The organism is Pseudonocardia sp., from assembly GCF_050246655.1.
Classification (GTDB): Bacteria; Actinomycetota; Actinomycetes; order Mycobacteriales; family Pseudonocardiaceae; genus Pseudonocardia.
Genome location: NZ_JBFWVQ010000001.1, coordinates 146,662 through 169,029, shown reverse-complemented (window position 1 = coordinate 169,029; position 22,368 = coordinate 146,662). Strand labels below are relative to the sequence as shown.

Here is a 22,368-nt window from a genome sequence, read left to right as displayed (position 1 = left end):
CAGCGCGACGAGCTCCTCGCGCGATGGCTGCTCCGACCCGGACACCGCACATGATCAGCACACCGGCGACCCTGAGTCACGGACCGACACGCCGCAAGATCACGGAGTCGGAACCTGAATGGTTACGGTTCACCACCGGCGCAATAGCCTTCGCCAACGCGGGCCATCGGTGGTTGTTGACATCGTCGAAGCTCTGTCGGATGCGGTTCTTCACGATGAAGCCATAGATCATGACGCACCGCTTCGTCGCGGGTCGGGACCTGAGGAGATCGAGGAGGTCGTCACGCTGCCGGTTCGGGTCCGCCGGGTCTTGCGCTCGATATCGGCCGCGAACAGCTGAGTCTCCTCCTCGACGTGGCGTCGCAGGAACGTGCCCAACGCCATCAGCCGGCCCAGTGCCTGCACGACGGGGTGGAGGCCGACCTCGACCGTGCAGGTCAGCTCGCTGGTGGCGGCGCCGGTCGGGGCCGCGGCGAGCCACCACCCGACCGTCGCGGTGACCGGAACCAGATGGAGCAGGTACACCCGGCTCGCCGCGGAGTGCATCTCGACCCCGTCACGCTCGGTGCGGACCGCTCGGTAGTGCTGGATGACGAGGTTCCCCCCGATGGCCTCCACGTTCACGGTGCCGCGGCCCTCCTCGTCGGCGAACACGCCCGCGGCACGGTGACCGCGGGCGCACGCCTGGTACTCCGCGTCGGACAGGCCGAAGATCCACGCGGTGAGATCGATGTCGGTGCACGGGACGTCCAGGTGTGCCCGTCCGGTTCGGGTGATGCTCACGGCTAACCCCCTGGGGGCGGTGTCGGGTTGTGGGCCCTCAGCTTCGTTGCCGGCCCGGGGGGTCGAATCCACCGATCTCGTAGTCCACGAGCAAGTCAGCCGACGACCCGTCAGTCCAGCGGGAGCACGGTCGCGATCTTGTGCCGCGAGGTGATGTCGAGCTTCCGGTAGACCTTTCGCAGGTGGTAGTCCACAGTGCTCGCACTGATGAACAGGCGAGCCGCGATCTCGGGGTTGGTGGCACCTCCGGCCGCCATCCGCGCAATCTGCCGCTCCTGCGGAGTGATGTCGTAGCGGGTCGACTCCACGCGTCTGCGTGCCCGGGCGCCCGTGGCGAGCAGCTCCACCCGGGCCCGCTCGGCGAAGTTGACCGCCCCCAGCGTCTCGAAGGTCTCGCGGGCCGACTCCAACTGCGCACGGGCGTCCCGTCGCCGCTTGCGCCGGCGCAGCCACTCGCCGTACAGCAGCCGGCTGCGAGCCGCATGGAGTCGCGCACCGTGCTCCTCCAAGGCCTCGATCGAGCCGAGGTACCGGGGTTCGGCGGTGACGTCGGGCGCGAGGAGCGCGTGGCAGCGGGCGAGCAGGCCCCGATCGAAGGCGCTGTCGGTCGCCCGCGCCCTCTCCTCGAGGTAGCCCACGGGCGTGCGCGCGCTCGGTCCGTCGTCGCACCGCACGTGCGCCTCCACCAAGTCCGCGGCACGCAGGGCGGCCAGCGGCGAGAAGTCTCCCTTCCAGTTGTCGCGATCGAGCGCGGCTGCCTCCCGGTAGTTGCCGAGCGCCAGTTCGAGGACTATGCGTGCGCTCGCAATGAAGACTTCGACGATCCCTACCCCCGGGGAGCGCTGAGAGAGGGCGTCCGCCGCCTCCCGGACCTGGGCCCCCGGTGCCCTCCAGGACTGGAGGAGAAGGTCGAGTGCGTCGCCGGGGCGGCTGTGCCGCTGCAGGACGGCCTGGATCTCCTGCTCCTCGGTCACGAGGTCCTCGGCCGCGTCGAGCGCACCCATGCTGAGCTCGCCGAGCAGCCGGTAGTACACGGCCTCGGAGAGCACCCGGATGTTCCCGGAGTCGCGGCAGACGTCCGCACACGCCCGCGCGGTGGCGGAGAGCGCCACGTGGTCGCTGAGCGCGAGTGCAAGCGGGCACGCCCGCGACAACAATCGCGGGTCCCGAACGGCGTCAGGGCCGGCCAGGACCGCGATCACACCGGCGCGCAGCGCCCGTTCCGCGGGGCCGATCCCGTGGGCGTAGAGCGTGGCCGCAGCGTCGAGCACCAGGTCCGCAGGCCCGGGCTCGACACCCGGTGGCAGGGTGAAGGAGAGAGCGACCGTCGCGACCTCGTTCGCTGGTATCGGTGAGGACTCCCCGCAGATCCGAGCCATCACCAGCGCATCGAGCATCACGTCGCGAGCGAGGTCGACGCGCGTCGGCGCCAGTTCGCGGGCTGCTTCGACCAGCAGCGCGACGCTCGCGCCAGACGACCCGTCCGTGGCGAGGAAGTCGATCATCCCCTCAAGCTGCCGGGCTCGCGCGCGGAGGAGCGGGTCGGGGAGGTTGGGGACGGCTTGCTCGAGGTTCGCCCGGGCCGAATCGACCCGGCCCGAGGTCATCTCCGCGGAAGCCGCCGCGAACAGCCGGACCGCGCCGCGTCCCGGATCGGGGGTCATCTCGGCGGCGCGCCGGAACAGAGCCGCCGCCGCGGCCGCGCCACCCCGCCCGGCCGCGCGCTGGGCAGCGCTCTCGAGTTCCGCCGCGACGTCTTCGTCGGGGAACCGCGTTGCCGCGGCCCGGTGCCAGGCCCGCTGGTCGCGGTGACGCTCGGTGTCGCAGGCATCGGCCAGCGCGGCATGCGCTGTAGTCGCTCGAGCGCACTCGCGCCCTGGTACACGGCTGAGCGGATCAACGGGTGACGAAACAGTGGCCCCGGCCCGAATACCAGCAGGCCGGCGTCCTGAGCAGCCGTCGCGGCACCGTCGTCGAACCCGAGCCGGATGCCCGCGCGCCAGACCAGGTCCGCGTCGCCGGTCGGCTCAGCGGCCAGGACGACCAGCAGCGTGCGCGTCGGCGCCGGAAGCGCGGCGACCTGGAGCCCGAAGTGTGCCTCCACCCTGCGGTCGACGGTGAACGGGTCGGCCTGAGGCGCCAGACCTTCTCGTTGCTCGGTGGTCAGGCCGCGGGCGAACTCCGCGATCGCCAGCGGGTTGCCGGCGGCCTCCTGGAGCAGCCGCTCCCTCACCGACGGGGCGATCCGACCTCCCACCGTGCTGTCCAGGAGCTCGCCCGACTCGGCCTCGGAGAGCGGGTCGAGCCTCAGCACCGGCAGTCCGTCGAACCCCGGCTGGGCCTGCGTCTCGTCGCGCAGCGCCACCCACAGGCAGACCCGGTCCGCGTGCAGCCGGCGGGCGACGAATCCGAGCACCGTCGCGCTTTCGGCGTCCAGCCACTGCGCGTCGTCGACGACGATCACGAGCGGTTCGCCGGACGCGGCGGCTCCGGTGAGGAGCGTCAACGCCGCCAGGCCGACCAGGTACAGGTCCGGTGGGCCGTCGTCAGTCAGGCCGAACGCCGCCGTCAGGGCGCGCGACTGCGGTGCAGGCAGGGCGCGGATGTCGGCGAGTAACCCGGTCAGCAGCTGGTGCAAGGCCGCGAACCCCAGATGCATCTCGGACTCGATGCCGACCAGACGCATCACCGCCACGTCGGCGGCCCTCGTCACGACGGAGTCCAGCAGACGGGTCTTGCCGATGCCGGCCTCGCCGACCAGCACCAGGACCCCGCTGCGCCCGCCGCGCGACCCGTCGAGCATCGCGCGCAGCTTGGCCTGCTCATGCTGCCGACCGAACAACGGTTCGGCGGCTCGATCTGGTCCCTCGGCGGTGCTGCCGACCGTGAGGCGGGACATCGGCGACCACCGTCCTGCTGGCCGGGCTGCTCCCGGTCGACGGAGAGGCGAGCCCGCCACGCCCGCAGGAACGGTACTGCGAACGGCGAGGCTCGGCGCCGTGCGGACGTGGCTTCCCACCCCCGCACGGCGTCGTCGTGTCCGACCGGGTTCGCGACGTGATCGCCCCTCGGCGGCCGCGGCGTCAGGACGGTGCGGGGGTCGTCGTCGCCTCGAGTTGACGGATGCCGGCCGGGTACACCCGCGCGCCGACCATCAGCGCGCCGATCGCGGCGACGTAGATGAGCGGCGCGATCTGCAGGGCGGTGGCGAGGCCCAGCCGATCGGCGAGGACGCCGACGACGAGGGGGCCCAGGGCGAGCCCGAGGAGGCTGTTCGCCACCGTGAGCGTCCCCATGGCGGACGCGCGGACGGAAGGGTGGGTGAGGCGGGCGACCATGGCGGCCGCCGGACCCGACGACCCCGCGGCGAAGAACGCCCCGACGCCGACCAGCACCAGCTGCGCCGGACCGGCGTCCAGTCCGAAGCCGGTGGTGAGGCAGATCAGCGAGATCGTGCAGAAGGCGATCGCAGCGGTCCACTTGCGGGCCGGGTCGGTGCGGGCGACCCGGTCGGTGACCACCCCGCAGACCACCATGCCGCTGCCGACGAGCAGGACGAGCCCGGCGGCGACGGTCGCGGCCTTGTCCGGACCGAGCGCGTAGTACCGGTTGAAGAAGCTCGGCATCCAGGACAGCAGCACGGCGGCGACGAACATCTGCAGGCCGCTGCCGAGGTAGGCGCACAGGACGGCGCGGTTGGTGAAGAGCGTGGAGATCGGCACCCGGTGACCCGCAGGTGTCGCTGCCGGCGGCGCGTCGGCGTGCCGGTTCAGCCTGCGCTCGTTGACCACGATCGCGAACAGCACGACCAGGACGAGCCCGAAGACGGCCATCACGGCGAACGACGAGCGCCAGCCGAGCTGAACGGCGACGATCCCGCCGAGCGCGATGCCCAGCACGGACCCGAAGGAGCCGCCGGCCATGAAGGCGCCGCTGAGGGCGGCGTGGACCCGGGGCGCGAACACGCTGAGCACGACGGCGATGCCGACGCTGCCGTAGGCCGCCTCCCCGACACCGACGAGGAAGCGCGCGCCGAGCATCTCGCCGTAGCCGCTCGCGAACGCACAGAGCAGGGTCGCCCCGCTCCACAGCAGCGCCATGAGCACGAGGCTCCTGACCCGGCCCCACCGGTCGGCGAGCACCGACAGGGGCAGGGTGAGCACGCCGACGGTGAGCGCGACGACGCTGCTGAGGGTCGCGAGGTTCGCGTCGGAGAGCGCCCAGTCCTCCTTCAGGAACGGGAAGACGGCGCTGAGGACCTGCCGTGACATGTAGTCCGACAGCAGCAGGCCGAAGACGACGGCGAAAACGAGCCACGGGTAGACGCGCGAGCGGGCGGGTGCAGGCGCGGCGGGCGTCGTCACGGACGGTGCGAGGGGTCCCATGTGGACTCCAATGGGCGAGGCTGAGGAGATGGTGCCCGCACTCGGGCCACCACCGTGAGGGCGAGTGAAGGGCCGGGACGGGGAGAACCGCTGCGTCCCCGCCGCGGCCGCACGCCCGCCGGCAGATGCGTCGGCGGTGGCGCACCCGGCGGCGGACGTGCGAGGGGTCAGGCGTGCTGGGTGAAGCCCACCTGACCGGGCTTGCGGTTGGGCGCAAAGCCGATCTTCGCGAGGGTCTCGTCGGCGTCGGCGTACCGTTCGCCGAGCTTGTAGATCTCACGGGCCTCCTTGCCCGTGGCGACCTCGCGGCCGAGCTCATGCGCAATCCGCACCAGCTGCTCGATCTGCTCGACCGAGGTGATCTTCTCGCCTCGACGGCCCCAGATCGTGTCCTCGTTGCCGCAGCGGGCGTGCAGGCCCATCGCGATCGCCATCGTGTTGACGGGCAGGACGCTGCGCATGAGCGTCTCGAGCGTCAGCACCGCGCCGTCCGGAACGCGCCGGACGAACTCGATGATGTTGTAGGGGTTGGGGCCGTCGAAGCCGCCGCCGATCCCCACCCAGGTGACCATCAGCGGGCCGGTGTAGACGCCTCGGCGGATCAGCCGCTCGACGGTCTCGAGCTGGGGGATGTTCGCCAGCTGGAAGTGCGGCTGGATGCCGTTGGCCTGCAGCCGGCGCAGGTGCTCCTCGACCCAGCCCGGGCCCGCGGGCACGAACATCTCGCGGTAGGCCTCGTAGACCTCGGGCCGCTCGAACGAGGTGCCGGCGATGTCGTCGGCGGTCATCAGCTCGACGATGTTCATCTGGCAGGTGTTGATCGCGATCGTGACCTGGTCCGGGGCCGGGTCGAGCTCGGCGAGCAGGTGCCGCGCGTCGTCGGCGAGCCACTTCGCGTCGGTTCCGTCACCCTCCGGAGCGAAGGAGATCGAGCCGCCGACCTGCAGGATCATGTCCGGCACGGCCTCGCGCAGGCGGCCGAGCAACTCGTTGAACTTCGACATCCGCTTCGAGCCCTTGCCATCGAGCTCGCGGACGTGGATGTGCAGGACGGTCGCCCCGGCCTCGTAGCAGTCGACGGCCTTCTGCACGTGCTCGTCCATGGTGAGTGGGAGGTCTTCGCGGAAGTCGTCGAGCTCCCACTCCGGGCCGTACGGGGCCGCGGTGATGACCAGCTTCTCCTGGGTCTCGGGGAAGAAGGAATCGTCATGGAAATGCATGGCTGAACTCTCCGGTGAATAGGTGTGAAATGACTCAGTACGGGCGGTCGCCGACGATTCCGGCGCGCTCCATCTTGCGGACGGCCGGCCAGTAGTCCTGGACGGCGTAGTGCTGGGTGCAGCGGTTGTCCCAGATGGCGACGCTGTTGCGGGTCCACCGCCACCGCACCTGGTACTCCGGCACGCTCGCCTGGCTGATCAGGTACTGCAGCAGCGCGCTCGCGCCCGGCGCGTAGTCGATCCCGAACCGGACGTTCTCGGGCGTGTGGTAGTTGACGAGATGGGTGGTGAACGCGTTGACGAAGAGGACCTTGTCGCCCGTCTCCGGGTGGGTGCGGACCACCGGGTGCTCGGCGTCCGGATAGCGGTCGTGCAGGGCGTGGCGCCGCTCGATCGGCATGGCCGCGCCGAACGAGGCCTCGATGCTGTGCCGGGCGCGCAGTCCGGCGATCCGGGCCTTGACGTCCTCCGGCAGCCGCTCATGGGCGGCGACCATGTCCACCCAGATCGTGTCGCCGCCGACCGGCGGGGTCTCGACGCAGCGCAGCACGCACCCCATCGGCGGGTTCTGCCGCCAGGTCGCGTCGCAGTGGAACGCGTTCTCGTAGTGCTCCGCCGGGCTGTCGAGGTCCTTGTAGATCCGGACGAGGCCGGGGTGGTCGGGGTCGCTGGACGCCACCGGATGGTCCTCGAGCTCGCCGAAGCGGCTGGCGAGCGCCACGTGCTCGGCGCGGCTCAGGTCCTGGTCGCGGAAGAAGAGGACCTTGTACTCGAGGAGGAGGCGGCGCAGCTCGGCGAACAGCGCGTCGTCACGGGCCGCGGCGCCGAGGTCGACGTCGTGCAGCTGGGCGCCGAGGGTGCAGGTCAAGGGCTCGGCGCGCAGGGTCGTGGGCGCCGCGAGGGTGCTGGTCATGGTGTGTCCTTGCGAGTGGTGATCAGAGGGAGAAGACCGAGGAACCGACGCTCCGTCCGGCCTCCAGGTCGGTGTGGGCGCGCACGGCGTCCTCCAGCGCGTAGCGCTGGTTGATCTCGACGGCGATCCGGCCCGCCGCCACGTGGGAGAACAGCTCCCCGGCGAGGGCGGCACGCTCGTCCGGGTCGGCGATGTAGTCGGCGAGGGCGGGCCGGGTGACGAACAGAGAGCCCTTCACGGCCAGCTGCATCGCGTCGATCGGCGGCACCGGGCCGGACGCCGTGCCGAAACAGACCAGGAGCCCGCGCCGGGCCAGCGAGTCCACCGACGACCGGAAGGTGGTCGCGCCGACGCTGTCGAACACGACGGGCACGCCGCGGCCGTCGGTCAGCTCGCGCACCCGGGCGGCGACGTCCTCGTGCCGGTAGATGACGTGGTCGCAGCCGTGGGCCGACGCGGCCTCGGCCTTCTCCTCGGTGGAGACGGTGCCGACGACGCGCAGGCCGAGCAGCTTCGCCCACTGCACGACGATCAGGCCGACGCCGCCTGCTGCGGCGTGCAGCAGCACGGTGTCGCCCGCCGCGAGCGGGTGGATCCGCCGGAGCAGGTACGCCGACGTCAGCCCGCGCATGGTCATGGCTGCGGCGGTGTCGAAGCCGATGTCGTCGGGCAGGGCGATGAGGTGCTCGGCGGGCATCACGCGCTCCGTGCTGTAGGCGCCGAGCGGGCTGCCGGTGTAGGTCACCCGGTCGCCCGGCCGGAAGCCGGTGACGTCCGGGCCGACGGCCTCCACCACGCCCGCGGCCTCGACGCCCATCCCCGCCGGCAGCGGAGCCGGGTAGAGACCGGTGCGGAAGTAGGTGTCGGCGAAGTTGAGGCCGACCGCCTCGTGGCGCACCCGCACCTGCCCGATGCCGGGTTCGCCGACATCCACGGCCTCCCAGCGCAGGACCTCCGGGCCGCCGGTCTCGTGGAAGCGGATCGCCTTGGCCACCGCCGTCTCCTCCTCGTTCGCGCCGATCACGGGACGCGGGCACGGCAGTGCCCACGCACCGGGATGTGGTGAAGTCGCGTTCGCTACGGGCTCGGTGCCCGTCCCGGGATCTGGCCGATCGACCGGGGACCGCGTCGTTGTCGTCGGGAATGACGGTACGGCCGCGCGGAGCCCTAGACTTATCCCTGCGGGACAGGTTGCTGTTCTTCTGGGGACGGGGTACGGCGATGTCGGCGAAACCCCTGGCGCGCTACGCCAGCCTGAACAACTTCGTCGAGCTCAGCCGCTCGCTCGGCCTCGACCCGGCCGGGATGGTGCGCGCCGCGGGCCTCGACCCCGCGAGCATGAGCCTGCAGGACCGCTGGGTGCCCGCCGCGGCGATCGCGGACCTGCTGGAGCGCGCTGCGGCGGCGTCCGGACGCGAGGACTTCGGCGTCCGGCTCGCCGAGCTGCGGCGATTCTCCAACCTCGGCCCGCTCAGCCTGGTGATCCGTGAGGAGCCGGACGTGCGCAGCGCGCTGCGGATCCTCATGCGGTGCGAGAACATGTTCAACGAGGCGCTGCACATCCGCCTCGTCGAGCACGACGGTCTCGCGACGATCCGCGTCGAGCTCGACCTGGCCGAGGCCGGCAGGCGCCAGTCCGTCGAGCTGGCCGTCGGCGTGCTGTACCGGTTGATGGCCGCTTTCCTCGGCCCGACCTGGCAGCCGGTCGCCGTCGGCTTCAGCCATCCTCCGCCGGTCGGGGAGACGATCCACCACCGGGCACTCGGGCCGGTCGTGCGGTTCGGGCGGGACTACGACGGCCTGCGTGTGCACTCCCGCGACCTCGACGCGGCGAACGCGATGGCGGACCCGTTCCTGCGCGGTTACGCCCAGCGGTTCCTCGGTTCGATCGAGGCGGGCGCCCGGTCCACGACCCTCGACCGCGTGCGCGAGCTCGTGGAGCTCCTCCTGCCCACCGGCCGCTGCTCCGTCGAGCAGGTCGCGCGCAGCCTCGGCGTCAACCGCCGGACCGTCCACCGCATGCTCGCGAAGGAGGGGCAGACGTTCACCGCGCTCGTCGACTCCACCCGCCGCGGTCTCGCGGAACGCCTGGTCCTCACCCGGAACCGTCCGCTCACCGAGGTCGCCGAGTTGCTCGGGTTCTCGTCCCACAGCAACTTCACGCGGTGGTTCCGCCGCTGCTTCGGCTGCAGCCCGAGCCAGTGGCGGCGCCGGGCGGCCTGAGGCTCAGCCCCGCGACCTGCGCAGCGCGACGTGCAGCAGTTCGGCGGCCGGACCGGTCGGGCGGGCGCCGCTCCGCCACACGGCGCGGAGCTCCCGGGTGAGGTCCAGGCCCTGGACGGGCACCTCGACGAGTGACCCGGCCGCGAGCTCGGGCGCGACGACCAGCTCGCTGAGCAGCGCCGGGCCCGCCCCGGCCGAGACGGCGCTGCGGACCGCCGTCGAGGATCCGAGTTCGAGGAGCGGCGCGACGGGGGGCCTGCCGGCGGCGGCCTCGATCGCCCGGTCGACGGTCTCCCGCGTGCCAGAGCCGGGCTCCCGGCTGACCAGCGGGGTCGCGGCGAGCTCGGCCGCCTCGACCGGGCGCCGTCGCCGAACCCACCGCTGCCGCGGCGACACGACGAGCACCAGCCGGTCGCGCGCGACGATCCGCGACCGGAGCCCGACGAGCCGTCCGGGCGACTCGACGAACCCCAGGTCGACCGCACCCTGCCGGACGAGCTCCGCCACCCGGGCCGAGTTGGTCACCTGCAGGCCGAGGTGCAGCTCCGGGGTCCGCCTGCGCAGGTCGCCCGCCCAGACCGGGAGCAGGTGTTCGGCGACGGTGAGGCTCGCGGCGACCGCGAGCTGCGCCGCGCTCTCCCGCCGGAGGGCCTCGACCCCGTCGACGAGGACCTGGAGCTCGTCGAGGACGCGTTGGGCCCAGCCGACCACGAGCGTCCCCGCCTCCGTCAACGACGACCCGCGCCGGGTCCGCTCGAGCAGCCGTACGCCGAGCCGGCGCTCCAGCGCGCTCATCCGCTTGCTCGCCATCGGCTGGCTCACGCCCGCGACCGACGCCGCGCGCGTGAGGCTCCCCTGCTCGCCGATCAGGACGAGGAGCTGCAGCGACTCGAGATCCGGCGCGCCTGACATGCCGTCAGGTTATGACGTTGGCGGCGGCGGGCGGGTTCCGGGCGGTCGGCGGCGCACGCACCATCCAGAGCATGACCACAGCGCTGCAGACGACGTCCGGCCATGCCCCCGCGGCGCGCCTTGCGCCGGGCCTGCTCGCGGTGGCCGCCGGCACGGCCGTCGCCTTCGCGCTGCACCACCTGATGCCTGTGGTGAGCGCGCTGACCGTGGCCGTCGTGCTCGGCGTGCTGGTCGGCGGCCTCCTCCCGGCGAACACCCAGGACGGGATGCGGTGGGCCACCCGCAGCTTCCTGCGGCTCGGGGTCGTGCTGCTCGGGCTGCAGCTCGCGTTCGGTCAGGTCCTCGCGCTCGGTCCGGGGACCGTCGTCGCCGTGGTCGTCACCGTCCTGGTCACCTTCTGCGGCACGCTCCTGCTGGGCAGGCTCGTGGGAGTCTCGCGGGGGCTGCGACTGATGGTCGCGACGGGGTTCTCGATCTGCGGGGCGTCCGCGATCGCCGCGATGGACAGCGTGTCCGACGCCGACAAGGAGGACGTCGCCACGGCCGTCACGCTGGTGACGCTCTTCGGCAGCGCCGCGATCGCCTTCGTGCCGGCGCTCGGCGGGCTGCTGGGGATGAGCCCCGAGCACCTCGGCGCGTGGGCAGGCCTCAGCGTCCACGAGGTCGCCCAGGTCGTCGCGGCCGCCTCACCGGCCGGGGCCGCCGCCGTCGGCATCGCCGTCGTGGTCAAGCTGACCCGGGTGCTCATGCTCGCGCCGATGGTCGCGGCCGTGGGCGTCGGGCAGCGGCGCCGGGGGGACGGCACCGGTGCCCGCCCGCCCATCGTCCCCGCCTTCGTCGTGGGCTTCCTCGTCATGGTGGGGGTGCGCAGCACCGGGTTCGTCCCGACGACGGTGCTCGACATCGGCCAGGTCGCGACGACGCTCCTGTTCGCCGGCGCGCTCTTCGGTCTCGGCGCGAACGTGCGCCTCGCGGCGTTGCTGCGCAGCGGCCGGCGCGGGCTCGTACTCGGTGCCCTGTCGACCGTCCTGGTCGCCGTCGTCGGTCTCGCCGTGCTCGCCGCCGCCGGCTACTGATGGATGTGCAGCTCAGGAGGCGGGCGGCAGCTCGGCCTGCGGCACGGACGGGCAACCCGCGCGGACGCTGTTCACGATCGGCTTCGCGGCCGCCTCGACGGCGCTGAGCGACGTGGCAATCTTGCCAAGGTTGGTCGAGACGCTGTCCTGGCTGCTGAGTCCGGCGATGGTGCCGCGCAACGACGCGACTGCCTTCTCCAGCTCCGCGACCTGCGGACCGAACTGTGCGCGCGCGGCGGCACCCAGGTTGTCCGCAGCAGTCTGCACGTCCTGCAGGGCCTTCTTCACGCCATCGGTCCCGACCGCCGCGGCGTCGACGTTGACGAGAGCGTTGACGGCGGTCTGGTACCCGGCAGCTGCCGAGCACAGTTCCGCGGAGTAGGTCGCGGAGGTGGTCGGAGCCGGGCTCGTCGCGGTAGGTGCTGCCGTCGGCGCCGGCGTAGGCGCGGTCGAGGTCTGGCTGGCGCAGGCCGACAGGACGAGACAGATCACTGCGACGGCGACGAATCGAGAAGGCCGGGCGCGACGGCTGCAGGGTTTGCCGGTTGCGGTGGTAGTCGGCATGGCGCCCTCCGATCAGGTCCGGTAAATGACCATGGCGCAGGCATGGTCTCGCACCGACGACGCCGGGAGCCTCACCTCGGCGAGGTGAAGAAACGATCGACGACGACGGAACGGAGGTCGCACGGCACTGCTCGATCGTTCACCGCCGGCCCGCCCCTCTGCCTGACGTCGGCAGCCGAGCCGCCGAGGGCGGTGATGCCGTGGCGGGCCTCTCGCACGCACCCGAATCGACGTCGTACGCACCGTCAACCGGGTCCTGCTGCGAGCGCGCGTCCCCCGATCGGTTGACCGGAGTTTCCTCCGATGCGTCCGTTGATCGCCCGACGCCGCCCCGGCGTGATTCGCGGGACCGTCTTCTCGGGCCCGGGAAACGCCCGGGCGCCGAGCCTGACATATGGCTCACAACACGGCAAAGGCACCTGTCATGCGCAAGCTACTGTCCATCGTCACGCTGGCCTCAGCCACCGCCTTCGGGCTGGTCGGGATGGCCGGCATCGCCTCCGCCGGGGAGTCCGGCACCGAGCCGACCACATCGTCCGGGGTCGTCACGTCGTCGATCAACCTGGGGAGCGCCGAGTTCACCGCTCCGGACCTCGGTGATCTCACCAGCTCCGGTCAGCTCAACCTCCAGAACCCGGTCGGGACGCCGAAGGTCACCCCCGCCCCGAGCACGTCGTCCGGTGACAACACGGCGGCGCCGCGGAGCGGCGGGGTGTCGGTTCCGGACACGATGTTCGGGCACGGCGAAGTGTGGGGCACCTACTCCTGAAGCGGTCCGGCGCTGGGCGGGATCGGCATCTGACCCCGCCACGTCGGCGGCACGGACGGTGTCCCGCCCGGCACGAACGTCGGTCGAGGTCCGGGACAGGGTGATCAACCCGTGTCCGGGTGAACGGCCGTCGGGCGGTTCCCGGGAATGTCGCCGGGCCCGGTCGGCTCGGACCGTGGAATCGGGCCGATCGTCGGAGCGCGTGTCTCCCGATCGGTTGACCGGGGCTTGTCATGCGGAAGTCAAGCTCGACGAATCAAGATCAACTCAGGGTGCGCTCACTCACCGTGAAACGACCATGCGGGCTCCCCGGAACCGGAGAACCCGCAGGTCAGGCGATGCGCGCCCGAAGGGATTCGAACCCTGACCTTCTGAGCCGTAGTCGCGACGGTGGCGTCTCCATGCCAGGCTTCCTGGGCGAGCGGGTGCGGTAGGGGTGCCGGACCGGGAGCTTCCGGCAGGGGTGCGCCGCAGTTCGTGGATCGAGATCAACTGTTCTTGGCGTCGCCGGGCTCATCCGCCGGTGAGGCGGCGGAACCATCGCCCGGGCGGCTGTGCTGTGTCAGCGCAATATGTCTTGTGATGATCGGCCGTCGCTGCACACTGGGCGCCGCCAAGGCCGACAGCAGGGCCGGCACAGGTCGTGGGATGCTCGCCCGCGGACACGGCCACCGCCCCTGTCCGGACGGCCAGCCAGCTGCCGGAACGCGCCAGCACGCAAGGGCCGCGGCCGTGATGCTCGTCAAGCCCCGTACCTGCACCATGGTCGACCGGGCCAAGCTGGTGCGGTGACCCGCTACCTGCTCGACAATCGTCGCCCGGAGGCGGGTGAACGATTCGCGGCACTCGCCGAGCTGTTCGACCCGTGGACGTTCCGGCACCTCGACGACGTGGGGCTCGGCGAGGGGTGGCGGTGCTGGGAGGTCGGCGCCGGTGGCGTCTCCGTGCCGCGCGGCCTGGCAGAGCGTGTGGGAACCAACGGCCGAGTGCTGGCCACCGATATCGACGTGTCGTGGATCGAGGCCGCAGCCGGCGGCGCGCTCGAGATACGCCGGCACGATGTCATCCACGACCCACCACCGGCAGAGACGTTCGACCTGGTCCACGCCCGGCTCGTCCTGGTCCACCTCACCGACCGCGCGGCCGCACTGCGCGTCATGATCGATGCGCTCCGGCCGGGCGGATGGCTGGTGCTCGAAGACGCCGATCCCGCGCTGCAGCCGCTCGCCTGCCCTGACGAACGCGGCCCCGCCGAGGAACTGGCGAACCGACTGCGCACCCAGATCCGCACGCTGCTGGCCCAGCGCGGCGCGGACCTCGCCTACGGTCGCACGCTGCCCCGGCTGCTGCGCGAGTCAGACCTTACCGACGTGAACGCGGAGGCCTACTTCCCCATCGCCTCACGCGCCTGCGCAATCCTTGAGGCGGCCACGATCCAACACGTCCGCGACCAGCTGCTGGCGGCGGAACTGGCCACACCCGCGGAGATCGAGACACATCTCATCAACCTCACCCGCGGTGATCTGGACCTCATGTTCGCACCAATGATCACCGCATGGGGCCGCAAGCCGAGCCTCAGAAAATGATCTCGCCTGACCGTTTGTGCTGGTCAGGGCGAGGATCGTGTGGCGCGCCCGAAGGGATTCGAACCCCTTCTGATCCGTAGTCGCGACGCTGGTGCCTACATAACGGGCGACCAGGCACCTTCGGTGGCGCGGCGGGCGGTCGGCCGGGTATCGCGGGCGCTGGTGCCTCGCAGTTCGTGGCCAAGACTGTGGCCAGAGATCATCTCGTCGACTCGGCCCGCGCCTGCACAATCCGGTCGGTGCTGCCCGGTATCGTCTTTCTTGTGAGCGCCGAGCGTGACGAGCTGCGACGCCTCGTGGACGAGCTGTCCGACGAGCGGGTGCCCGCCGTGCTCGCAGAGGCCCGTCGGCAGCGAAGGCTCCAGCCGGCCTCGGACTGGCCGCCGCCGTGGTTCGCCTCGTTCGCCAGCGGACGGTCCGACTTGGGCAGTAACCATGACGATCTGTTGGCCGACGGCTTCGGGCGTTCCTGATTGATCGTCATCGACACCGGCCCGCTGGTCGCCGCCGCGGACCGGGACGACGAGCACAACCGGGCGTGCACTGATCTACTGACCGGTCTGCATCTGGCGGGCCGTCAGATCCTCGTACCGGCTCCAGTCGTCGCCGAGGTCGGCTATCTGCTCGGGCGCGCTGGTGGTGCTCGGGTCGAGGCTGCGTTCCTGCGGTCAATCGTGCAGCAGACGCTTACGGTCGTCGATCTCCAGATCGCCGACTACAACCGCATGGCCGAGTTGGTCGACACCTACGCCGACTTCCCGCTCGGGACGACTGACGCCGCGGTCGTCGCGGTGGCCGAACGGCTGAGGGTCGTCGAGATCGCCACCCTCGACCGGCGGCACTTCCACGCCATCCGACCCCGACACACGGCGGCCTTCACACTCGTGCCGTAGGCCGCCGCCCGGCGGGCTGATCGACCGCACGGTGCAAGCCATGCGAGTCCGTGGATCGTGATCAATATCGAAGACCGGGAAACGATCTCGGCCCCGACCGTTCGTGCTGGTCAGGGCGAGGATCGTGAGTGCGCGCCCGAAGGGATTCGAACTCCTAACCTCCTGATCCGTAGTCGCGACGCTGGTTCCCACATGACTGGCGACCAGGCGGTTATCGGCGCGACCGGCACGGAGGTGGGCGATACCGGCATCGGTGCCTGGCAGTTCGTTGATCATGATCAACTGCTCACATTGGAACCGGGACGGCGCACTGAGGTCGGAGCTCGCCGACCGGTCACACTCGCCCTTGCACACGCTCCAATCGCACGAGATGCAGTGCCGCCGCGACGTCGGCGCGCCGAACGGACGGTGCCCGACCGGTCGTGACGCGTCCACGTACGACGCATTGGGCTGATCGGCCGCATCGCGGCTACGACGAGCCCTACTAGCGTCGAGGCGTCGGACACGGCGGGTTGGGGGCTCCGCGATGGTGCGCACAGGTGCGGCCCGGGCCGTGTGGCTCGCTCTGTCGGTGCTTTGCGCTGTGCTGGCCGGGTCGGCCACCGCAGTCGCCGCGCCGACGGAACGGCGGGCGATCACCGTCGACCCCGCCTCCGGGCCCGCGGGCTCGACGGTCACCGTCAGCGGGACCGGGTGGGACCCGGCGTACTACACGAACGGTGTCGAGATCGGCTTCTACCAGAACTTCGGCAACGGGGTGCTGACTTCGTACGCGGACCGGATGTACGTCAAGCCAGATGCTGAGGGGCGGTTCCGCTTCGACACCGTCATCCCGTCCACTCTCCGGTCGGGCGACGTGGTCACGATCTCTGGGCTCATCGGCAACGGCGGCGGCGAACGCGCGAACTTCACGGTGACCGGCGGCGCCCCGCCGACCGGTGGCGGGGGCACCGAGCAGGCCGATCTCGCCCCGACGGCCATCCGGTACGACCAGAACCAAACACAGGCCGGGACGAAGGTCTTCTTCGATTCCGGGATCGCGAACACCGGCGGCACGGGGAGCGGCGTCTTCAACATCAAGTGGTTCGTCGACGGTCGCGAGGTCGGGGCGTACGGGAGTCACGACGACGTCGCTGCAGGGACGAAGGTGCTGGACGGCAACAGCCAGTTCGAGTGGACGTTCGACCAGCCGGGGACCTACGACGTGAGCTTCTTCGTCGACGCGGACGACTTCGTCGCCGAGTCGGACGAGGCGAACAACCGGACCAGCGTGCAGGTCACGGTCGGGTTCGTGTGCGTCCGAGGTCCGAACGGCGGCTGCAACGGCACCGAGGACCCCAAGGGCGCGGAGCTGACGAACCCGCTGCAGCTCGATCAGTGGCAGATCGGGCAGCTGCGCAGCCTCGCGATCTGCGCACCGCACTACTTCGCGTCATTGCCGGCGGCCGGGCTGGGTGGCCCTCAAGGGTTCGCGCTCTTCATCACCGCCATCGGAGAGAAGTGCGCACCGCTGGCCGTGTCACTCGGAGCCGCGGTATTCGAGAGCCTCATTCCGTGTGTCCAGCGGTATGGCCTAGCCGTCTGCACCGGTCAGGAGCCCTATCGGCCCAAGTGAGTGGGGCCGGGACGGGGCGCGGTGCTCAGCACCTCGAGTCGCCGCAGAACCTCAACCGGTCCTGGCACGTCGTGTGCGAGCGGCCGGCGTGCGCTCGCTTCGGATGCACGATCTCGGCCACGCTGCGGCGAGCTTCGCCTACGCGGCTGCCGCCGAGCCGAAGGAGATCCAGGCCCAGCTGCGGCACACGTCTCGACGACGACCGACGTCTACGCCGCCGTGTTCGACAGCGTCGAGCAGGGCATAGCGGACCGGATGGACGGCGCGCTGCGCCGCCTCGGAGGTGCGTCGTGAGCCGCCGCTGCTACACCTGCTGCTTCAGAACGATCAACGGCGACCCGCTACCTGCAGAGATCGCCGTTGACCTGGTCTTTGTGTGCGCGCCCGAAGGGATTCGAACCCCTAACCTTCTGATCCGTAGTCGCGACGCTGGCACCTACATGACGGGTGACCAGGCATTTCGGTGGCGCGGTGGGCGCTGAACCGGGCGCTTCCGGCACTGGTGTCCCGCAGTTCGTGGCCAAGACTGTGGCCAGAGATCAACCGTGTTCGTGGCGGTGATGGACGATCAGGGTGGTCGGGGTCAGTTCGACGAAGTCGGCCTCGTCGAGCGCGCGGACGATCGCGTCGAGGTGCTTCACGAACAGGATCGTCAGCGCGGCGTTGGTGATGTTGCCGGTGGCGACGACGAGCAGCCGGCGGGGTGATCCGGTGAGGAGGTGGCCGTCGCGGAAGTCGCGGTCCTTGGTCACGACGACCCGGTCCTCACGGTCGGCCAGCTCGGCGATCCGGGTGTCGGTGGTGCGGTTGCCGTCGGGTAGTTCGGAGGTGTGGATCGCGTCGTGGCCGGCGTCGGCGAGGAACCGGGCGAGCCGGGCGGGGAGCTGGGCGTCGACGAGGAACTTCACGCCGCGTCGAGCGGGACGCGGCCGCCGCCGGCGGTGAGTGCGCCGAACTCCAGAGCGGCGAGCAGGTCGTCACGCTCCAGGTCCGGGTAGTCGGCGAGGATCTCGTCGACGGTCATCCCGGCGGACAGCAACTCCAGGAGACCCTCGACGGTGTAACGCAGACCGCGGATCGTCGGCTGGCCGTGGCAGATGGCCGGGTCAGCGGTGATGCGATCGAGGCGGCTCACGGCAGGAACGGTATCGCGAACGGCGGGATGCGCGGGGACCATTACCAAGCCGGTCGATCGGTAGTGCTGGGAAGCAGAGGCCCCGCCGAAGCGGGGCCTCGCACCCAGCAACCGAGGCTGCTGGGGGGATGTCTCAACCGTACCCGGCCGCCGCCCCGCGGCCAATATTGGCTACGTCGGCCCGCGGGGCAGGCGAGGAACCTCATGCTGCGCCGAGCGGACCTCGACCCGGGGCGGTCGGTTCGAGGTCACCGGAAGAGGCTGTCGAGTGTCTGCGCTGCCTGGGCGTCGGTCAGCGGCAGCGCGTGGCTGTAGATCCGCAGGGTGGTGGCGGCGTCGTGGTGCCCGAGGCGGTGCTGGGCCTGGAGGATGTCGCCCTGGCCGACGAGCACGGTGGCGACGGTGTGGCGGAGGCGGTGCAGGGTGACGTCGGGGTGGCGGGCCCGGGCGGCGAGGTCGGCGAACCAGTGACCGGCGCAGCCGGTGCTCAGTCGGGTGGTGTGGTCGAGCCGGCGGGAGAACAGCCACGGCCCGAACGTGCCGTGCTCGTTGTCGTCCAGGTCGTCCTGTCTGTCCGGAAGGGCCTGCTGTGTCCAGGCGGCGACGCTGGCCCGCCACAGCGCGGCGGTCGTGTCGCCGAGGGTGAGCCGTCGGATGCGCCCGCTCTTGGTGGGTCCGACCACCTCGTTCGAGGTCGCGCGGCTGATCGTCAGGACGTTCCCGTCGAGGTCGCCGAGCTGGAGCGCGGCGAGTTCACCGCGGCGGGCGCCGGTGTCCGCCGCGAGCCTGGCCAGCAGGTGGACCTGTTCGCGGCGGTGCAGCTCCGCCCCCGCTGCGCCGCGGGTGTCGGAGTGGTGGCGCAGCTGCGCGACGTCGGCCGCCGCGACCCGCAGGATGCGTCGGATCGCGTCGACCGGAGCGTGCAGCCGGGTCGGACCGGTGGACGGCCCGCGCATCCCGCGCAGCGGCGGGACGTCCAGGACGCCCTCGCGGTAGGCCCAGCCCAACGCCGAGCGCAGGCACCGCACCCGCGCCGCGGCGGACGCGCGGCTCACCCCGGCGATGGCCCAGCGCGCCACCACCGCCCGCAGGACCGGCGGGGTCACCTGCGAGGCTCGCCGGGTGCCGATCGGGTCGGCGCGCAGTGCCCGGACCGTGGAGCGGTACCCGACCGACGTCGCCGGCCGCCAGCCGTGCGGGGCCACCACCCAGCGGTCGAGCAGGTCGGCGACCGTGACCCCCGGGGCCGCGCGCCGACCGGCGCGGACCACCTCGGCGCGGGCCGCCCACCGGGCCAGCGCGGCGTGGGCGTCGTCCCGGTCGCCGTGCACGGTCACCGACCGCACCAGGCTGCGACCCGACACCAGGTCCGGGCCGAGCGCGACCCGTAGCTCCCACACCCCCGGCCGGCGCTCGCGCAGCGACCCGGCACCTCGCGATCTGTTCGTCATGCCCGACCGTAGACGCCGGCCGGACCACCCACGATGGCGAACTCGGCGAGGCTCGGCGATGGCTCGGCGATGGCTCGGTGATGGCGCTGTGGGGACAGCTGTGGGGACGAACATCGTCCAGTGATCGTCCTGCCACGGCCGAGACCGGCCGTTGCCGCAGGTCACGTGTGGTCTCGCGGAGCGCGCCCGAAGGGATTCGAACCCCTAACCTTCTGATCCGTAGTCAGATGCTCTATCCGTTGAGCTACGGGCGCAGTGTGTGTTCAGTTGTAACCGCCACAGCCGACCCGGATCGGCTGCGCCAGTGCGGAGGCTCCGGGATTTGAACCCGGGATGGGGGGTTACCCCAAACCGCATTAGCAGTGCGGCGCCATAGACCAGACTAGGCGAAGCCTCCCGGGGCCTCTCGGCCTCAGCGCAACACAGCCTACCCGAGGCCCCCGGGCGGGTTCGCGCCCGGGGACCCGGTCGGTCGTCACCCGCCCGCGAGCTCCATGAACGGGCCGAGCGCGTCGGGATTCTGGAGCGCTCCGCGGCTCACCGCCTTGTCCGGGGCGACGCCCGCCAGGATCTTCTTGACGGGCACCTCGCACTTCTTGCCGTTCAACGTCCGCGGGATGGCGTCGACGACGATGAAGCGGTCCGGGACGTGGCGGGGCGACAACTCGGAGCGGAGGGCCTTGCGCAGCGCGGGCTCGACGCCCTCCAGTGTGGCGCCGTCGGCGAGCACGATGAAGCAGAGCAGTTCGCCCTCGGTCGTCGCGCCGAGCTCGGAGGTGTCGACGACGAGGGAGTCCGCGATGTCGTCGAAGCCCTCGACGACGGCGTAGAAGTCGGCGGTGCCCATGCGGACGCCGCCGCGGTTGAGGGTGGAGTCGGAGCGGCCGTAGATGATGTAGGAGCCGCGCGACGTGAGCTTCACCCAGTCGCCGTGGCGCCACACACCGGGGAAGTCCTCGAAGTAGGCCTCGCGCAAGCGGGTGCCGTCCGGGTCGTTCCAGAACATGACCGGCATCGACGGCATGGGCTGCGTGACGACCAGCTCGCCCACCTCGTCGATCACCTCCTCGCCCTTCTCGTCGTAGGCGACGACGGCGGCGCCCAGCTGGGCGCAGGAGATCTCGCCGAGCCACACCGGCACGTCCGGGGACGCTCCGACGAACGCGGCACACAGGTCGGTGCCGCCGGAGACCGAGCAGATCTGGATGCCCGGCCCGACGTGCTCGCCGATCCAGCGGAAGCCTTCGACCGACAGCGGCGCGCCCGTGGACCCCAGCGCGCGCAGGGCACCGAGCGAGTACTCCTCGGCGGGCTTGATCCCCCGCTTCAGGCAGGCCTGCACGTACGGGGCGGAGACGCCGAAGTAGGTGACGTCCTCGTCCTGCGCCAGCCGCCAGAGCGTCCCGAGGTCGGGGTGGCCGGGGTTGCCGTCGAACAGCACCACGGTGGCACCGACGAGCAGCCCTCCGATGAGCAGGTTCCACATCATCCAGCCGGTGGTGGTGAACCAGAAGAACCGCTCGCCGGGGCCGAGGTCCATGTGCAGGCGCAGCGCCTTGAGGTGCTCCAGGACGATGCCGCCGTGGCCGTGGACGATGCCCTTGGGCAGGCCGGTGGTCCCGGACGAGTAGAGGATCCACAACGGGTGGCCGAACGGCACCGGCTCGAAGGCGAGCTCGCCGGGGCGCGCCGTCAGCTCCGCCCACGGGAGCGTCCCGTCGAGAGTGGCGGACTCGTCGAGGTAGGGGATCAGGACGGTCCCGCGCAGCGTCGGCAGCTTCTCCTGCAGCGCGCGCACGGCGGGGCGGATGTCGTAGCGCTTGCCGCCGTAGCAGTAGCCGTCCACGGCGATCAGGACGACGGGCTCGGTCTGGGCGAACCGGTCGTGCACGGCGCGAGCGCCGAAGTCCGGCGAGCAGGAGGACCAGACTGCGCCGAGCGACGCGGCGGCGAGGAACGCGACCAGGGTCTCCACGGAGTTGGGGGCGAGGGCGACGACGCGGTCCCCGCGGCCCACTCCGAGGGCGATGAGCCCGGCCCGCGCGCGCCCGACCTGCTCGCGCAGCTCCCCGTAGGTGACCGTGCGGCGCAGGCCGTCCTCGCGGGCGAACACCACCGCCGCATCCTCGTCGCGGCCCTGCAGCGCGTGCTCGGCGTAGTTGAGCGTGCCGCCGGGGAACCACTCGGTGCCGGGCATGGTGCGGGAGCCGAGCGTGGCGGTGGGTCGATCGTGCCAGCGGACGCCGAGGAACTCCGCGGCGGCCGACCAGAACCCGTCCAGGTCGTCGACGGACCACCGGTGCAGCGCCGCGTACCCGGTGGCGTCGACGCCGCGGTGCTCGCGGACGAAGGCGCGGAACTCGGCCATCGCGGTGGGGCGGTCGGGATCGGGGGTCCAGAGGACGTCCGGGGCAGCGTCGGCCATGGTCGCCAGCATGCAAGGCTCGGACGCGGCGCGCCATGGGGGTCCGGCCACATACTTGGCGTCGCGCTGTGTGGCCTGGACCCGGCTACCGCGTCGCGCGCCGGGTGGAGGCACGCACCTCCACCGCGGCCTGTCCGCCGATCGGCCCGAGCGCAGCCCGCGAGCCGGCGTCGAGGATCGGAGTGGTCGTCCGGCCCGGCGCCGGCGACCGGGCCGGCCGGGCGGGGGTGAAAGAGGTTGATCTCCTCCTCGGACGTGCGTCCGGGGACGACCTCGCCGGACTTGGCAGCGCAGTCGGCACCGCGTCGACGACTCAGCCGGGCGGCCGCTGTGCCACACGCCCTGATGTGATGCGCGACCCGCGGCGGTGAGATGCGCGAGACGGCCTGATGAGATGCGCAACTCGCGGCGGCGAGAT

General features: G+C 71.5%; 20 protein-coding genes and 2 tRNA genes. 7 read left to right on the top strand and 15 right to left on the bottom strand.

The features are described from left to right. Positions 1-228: 228 nt before the first annotated feature. The 7 genes from AB7J25_RS00810 to AB7J25_RS00780 all read right to left on the bottom strand — a co-directional run bounded on the left by AB7J25_RS00810 (position 229) and on the right by AB7J25_RS00780 (position 8,295). A complete protein-coding gene (locus AB7J25_RS00810) occupies positions 229-783 on the bottom strand; it encodes a hypothetical protein (RefSeq protein WP_428503870.1) in 555 nt (184 codons plus the stop codon). Positions 784-893: 110 nt separating this feature from the next. Next, positions 894-2,288, bottom strand: coding sequence for a helix-turn-helix transcriptional regulator (locus tag AB7J25_RS00805; RefSeq protein ID WP_428503869.1), 1,395 nt, complete (start codon positions 2,286-2,288; stop codon positions 894-896). Between the two features lie 155 nt (positions 2,289-2,443). Continuing rightward, positions 2,444-3,682 carry an AAA family ATPase gene (locus tag AB7J25_RS00800; RefSeq protein ID WP_428503867.1) on the bottom strand — a complete coding sequence of 413 codons (1,239 nt, stop codon included), beginning with the start codon at positions 3,680-3,682 and terminating at the stop codon, positions 2,444-2,446. Positions 3,683-3,866: 184 nt separating this feature from the next. Beyond that, entirely contained in the window at positions 3,867-5,168 is a 1,302-nt protein-coding gene (locus AB7J25_RS00795) for an MFS transporter (RefSeq protein ID WP_428503865.1), read from the bottom strand. Positions 5,169-5,335: 167 nt separating this feature from the next. Further along, entirely contained in the window at positions 5,336-6,388 is a 1,053-nt protein-coding gene (locus AB7J25_RS00790) for a 3-keto-5-aminohexanoate cleavage protein (RefSeq protein WP_428503863.1), read from the bottom strand. A 34-nt stretch (positions 6,389-6,422) separates the two neighbouring features. Next, positions 6,423-7,301 carry a TauD/TfdA dioxygenase family protein gene (locus AB7J25_RS00785; RefSeq protein ID WP_428503861.1) on the bottom strand — a complete coding sequence of 293 codons (879 nt, stop codon included), beginning with the start codon at positions 7,299-7,301 and terminating at the stop codon, positions 6,423-6,425. Between the two features lie 22 nt (positions 7,302-7,323). Further along, on the bottom strand, positions 7,324-8,295 hold the full coding sequence (locus AB7J25_RS00780) for a quinone oxidoreductase family protein (protein ID WP_428503859.1): 972 nt from the start codon (positions 8,293-8,295) through the stop codon (positions 7,324-7,326). Between the two features lie 227 nt (positions 8,296-8,522). Here AB7J25_RS00780 and AB7J25_RS00775 point away from each other — a divergent pair, with 227 nt between their 5' ends. Continuing rightward, positions 8,523-9,524 carry an AraC family transcriptional regulator gene (locus tag AB7J25_RS00775; RefSeq protein ID WP_428503857.1) on the top strand — a complete coding sequence of 334 codons (1,002 nt, stop codon included), beginning with the start codon at positions 8,523-8,525 and terminating at the stop codon, positions 9,522-9,524. A gap of 3 nt (positions 9,525-9,527) precedes the next feature. On the opposite strand, the gene AB7J25_RS00770 is transcribed toward AB7J25_RS00775, so the two are convergent. After that, complete coding sequence (locus tag AB7J25_RS00770; RefSeq protein WP_428503855.1) at positions 9,528-10,436, bottom strand: LysR family transcriptional regulator; 909 nt, start codon at positions 10,434-10,436, stop codon at positions 9,528-9,530. 71 nt (positions 10,437-10,507) lie between these two features. Here AB7J25_RS00770 and AB7J25_RS00765 point away from each other — a divergent pair, with 71 nt between their 5' ends. Further along, a complete protein-coding gene (locus tag AB7J25_RS00765; RefSeq protein ID WP_428503853.1) occupies positions 10,508-11,512 on the top strand; it encodes a YeiH family protein in 1,005 nt (334 codons plus the stop codon). Between the two features lie 12 nt (positions 11,513-11,524). Here AB7J25_RS00765 and AB7J25_RS00760 read toward each other — a convergent pair whose 3' ends face one another. Next, the gene (locus AB7J25_RS00760) at positions 11,525-12,076 is read right to left on the bottom strand and encodes a hypothetical protein (protein ID WP_428503852.1); all 552 of its coding nucleotides are present in this window, start codon (positions 12,074-12,076) and stop codon (positions 11,525-11,527) included. A 424-nt stretch (positions 12,077-12,500) separates the two neighbouring features. Between AB7J25_RS00760 and AB7J25_RS00755 the strand changes: the two genes are divergently transcribed. The 5 genes from AB7J25_RS00755 (at position 12,501) to AB7J25_RS00735 (ending at position 16,939) form a co-directional block, all read left to right on the top strand. After that, positions 12,501-12,845: a hypothetical protein gene (locus tag AB7J25_RS00755; protein ID WP_428503850.1), complete on the top strand. Its 345-nt coding sequence runs from the start codon at positions 12,501-12,503 to the stop codon at positions 12,843-12,845. 788 nt (positions 12,846-13,633) lie between these two features. Continuing rightward, positions 13,634-14,431 carry a methyltransferase domain-containing protein gene (locus AB7J25_RS00750; protein WP_428503848.1) on the top strand — a complete coding sequence of 266 codons (798 nt, stop codon included), beginning with the start codon at positions 13,634-13,636 and terminating at the stop codon, positions 14,429-14,431. A 239-nt stretch (positions 14,432-14,670) separates the two neighbouring features. After that, entirely contained in the window at positions 14,671-14,904 is a 234-nt protein-coding gene (locus AB7J25_RS00745; protein ID WP_428503846.1) for a hypothetical protein, read from the top strand. Then, a complete protein-coding gene (locus AB7J25_RS00740) occupies positions 14,905-15,324 on the top strand; it encodes a type II toxin-antitoxin system VapC family toxin (RefSeq protein WP_428503844.1) in 420 nt (139 codons plus the stop codon). A 526-nt stretch (positions 15,325-15,850) separates the two neighbouring features. Beyond that, positions 15,851-16,939 (top strand): CARDB domain-containing protein, encoded by a 1,089-nt coding sequence (locus AB7J25_RS00735; RefSeq protein ID WP_428503842.1) that lies wholly within the window; start codon positions 15,851-15,853, stop codon positions 16,937-16,939. A 539-nt stretch (positions 16,940-17,478) separates the two neighbouring features. Here AB7J25_RS00735 and AB7J25_RS00730 read toward each other — a convergent pair. The 6 genes from AB7J25_RS00730 to AB7J25_RS00705 form a co-directional block, all read right to left on the bottom strand. After that, positions 17,479-17,847, bottom strand: a complete 369-nt coding sequence (locus tag AB7J25_RS00730; RefSeq protein ID WP_428503841.1) for a DUF5615 family PIN-like protein — start codon at positions 17,845-17,847, stop codon at positions 17,479-17,481. Further along, positions 17,844-18,074, bottom strand: a complete 231-nt coding sequence (locus tag AB7J25_RS00725; protein WP_428503839.1) for a DUF433 domain-containing protein — start codon at positions 18,072-18,074, stop codon at positions 17,844-17,846. Before AB7J25_RS00725 ends, AB7J25_RS00730 begins: the two co-directional genes overlap by 4 nt. A gap of 248 nt (positions 18,075-18,322) precedes the next feature. Further along, positions 18,323-19,525 (bottom strand): tyrosine-type recombinase/integrase, encoded by a 1,203-nt coding sequence (locus tag AB7J25_RS00720; RefSeq protein ID WP_428503837.1) that lies wholly within the window; start codon positions 19,523-19,525, stop codon positions 18,323-18,325. A 181-nt stretch (positions 19,526-19,706) separates the two neighbouring features. Next, a tRNA-Arg gene (locus AB7J25_RS00715) sits at positions 19,707-19,779 on the bottom strand. Between the two features lie 53 nt (positions 19,780-19,832). Further along, a tRNA-Ser gene (locus AB7J25_RS00710) sits at positions 19,833-19,922 on the bottom strand. 78 nt (positions 19,923-20,000) lie between these two features. Continuing rightward, positions 20,001-21,950, bottom strand: a complete 1,950-nt coding sequence (locus tag AB7J25_RS00705) for an acetoacetate--CoA ligase (RefSeq protein WP_428503835.1) — start codon at positions 21,948-21,950, stop codon at positions 20,001-20,003. Positions 21,951-22,368 lie beyond the last annotated feature (418 nt).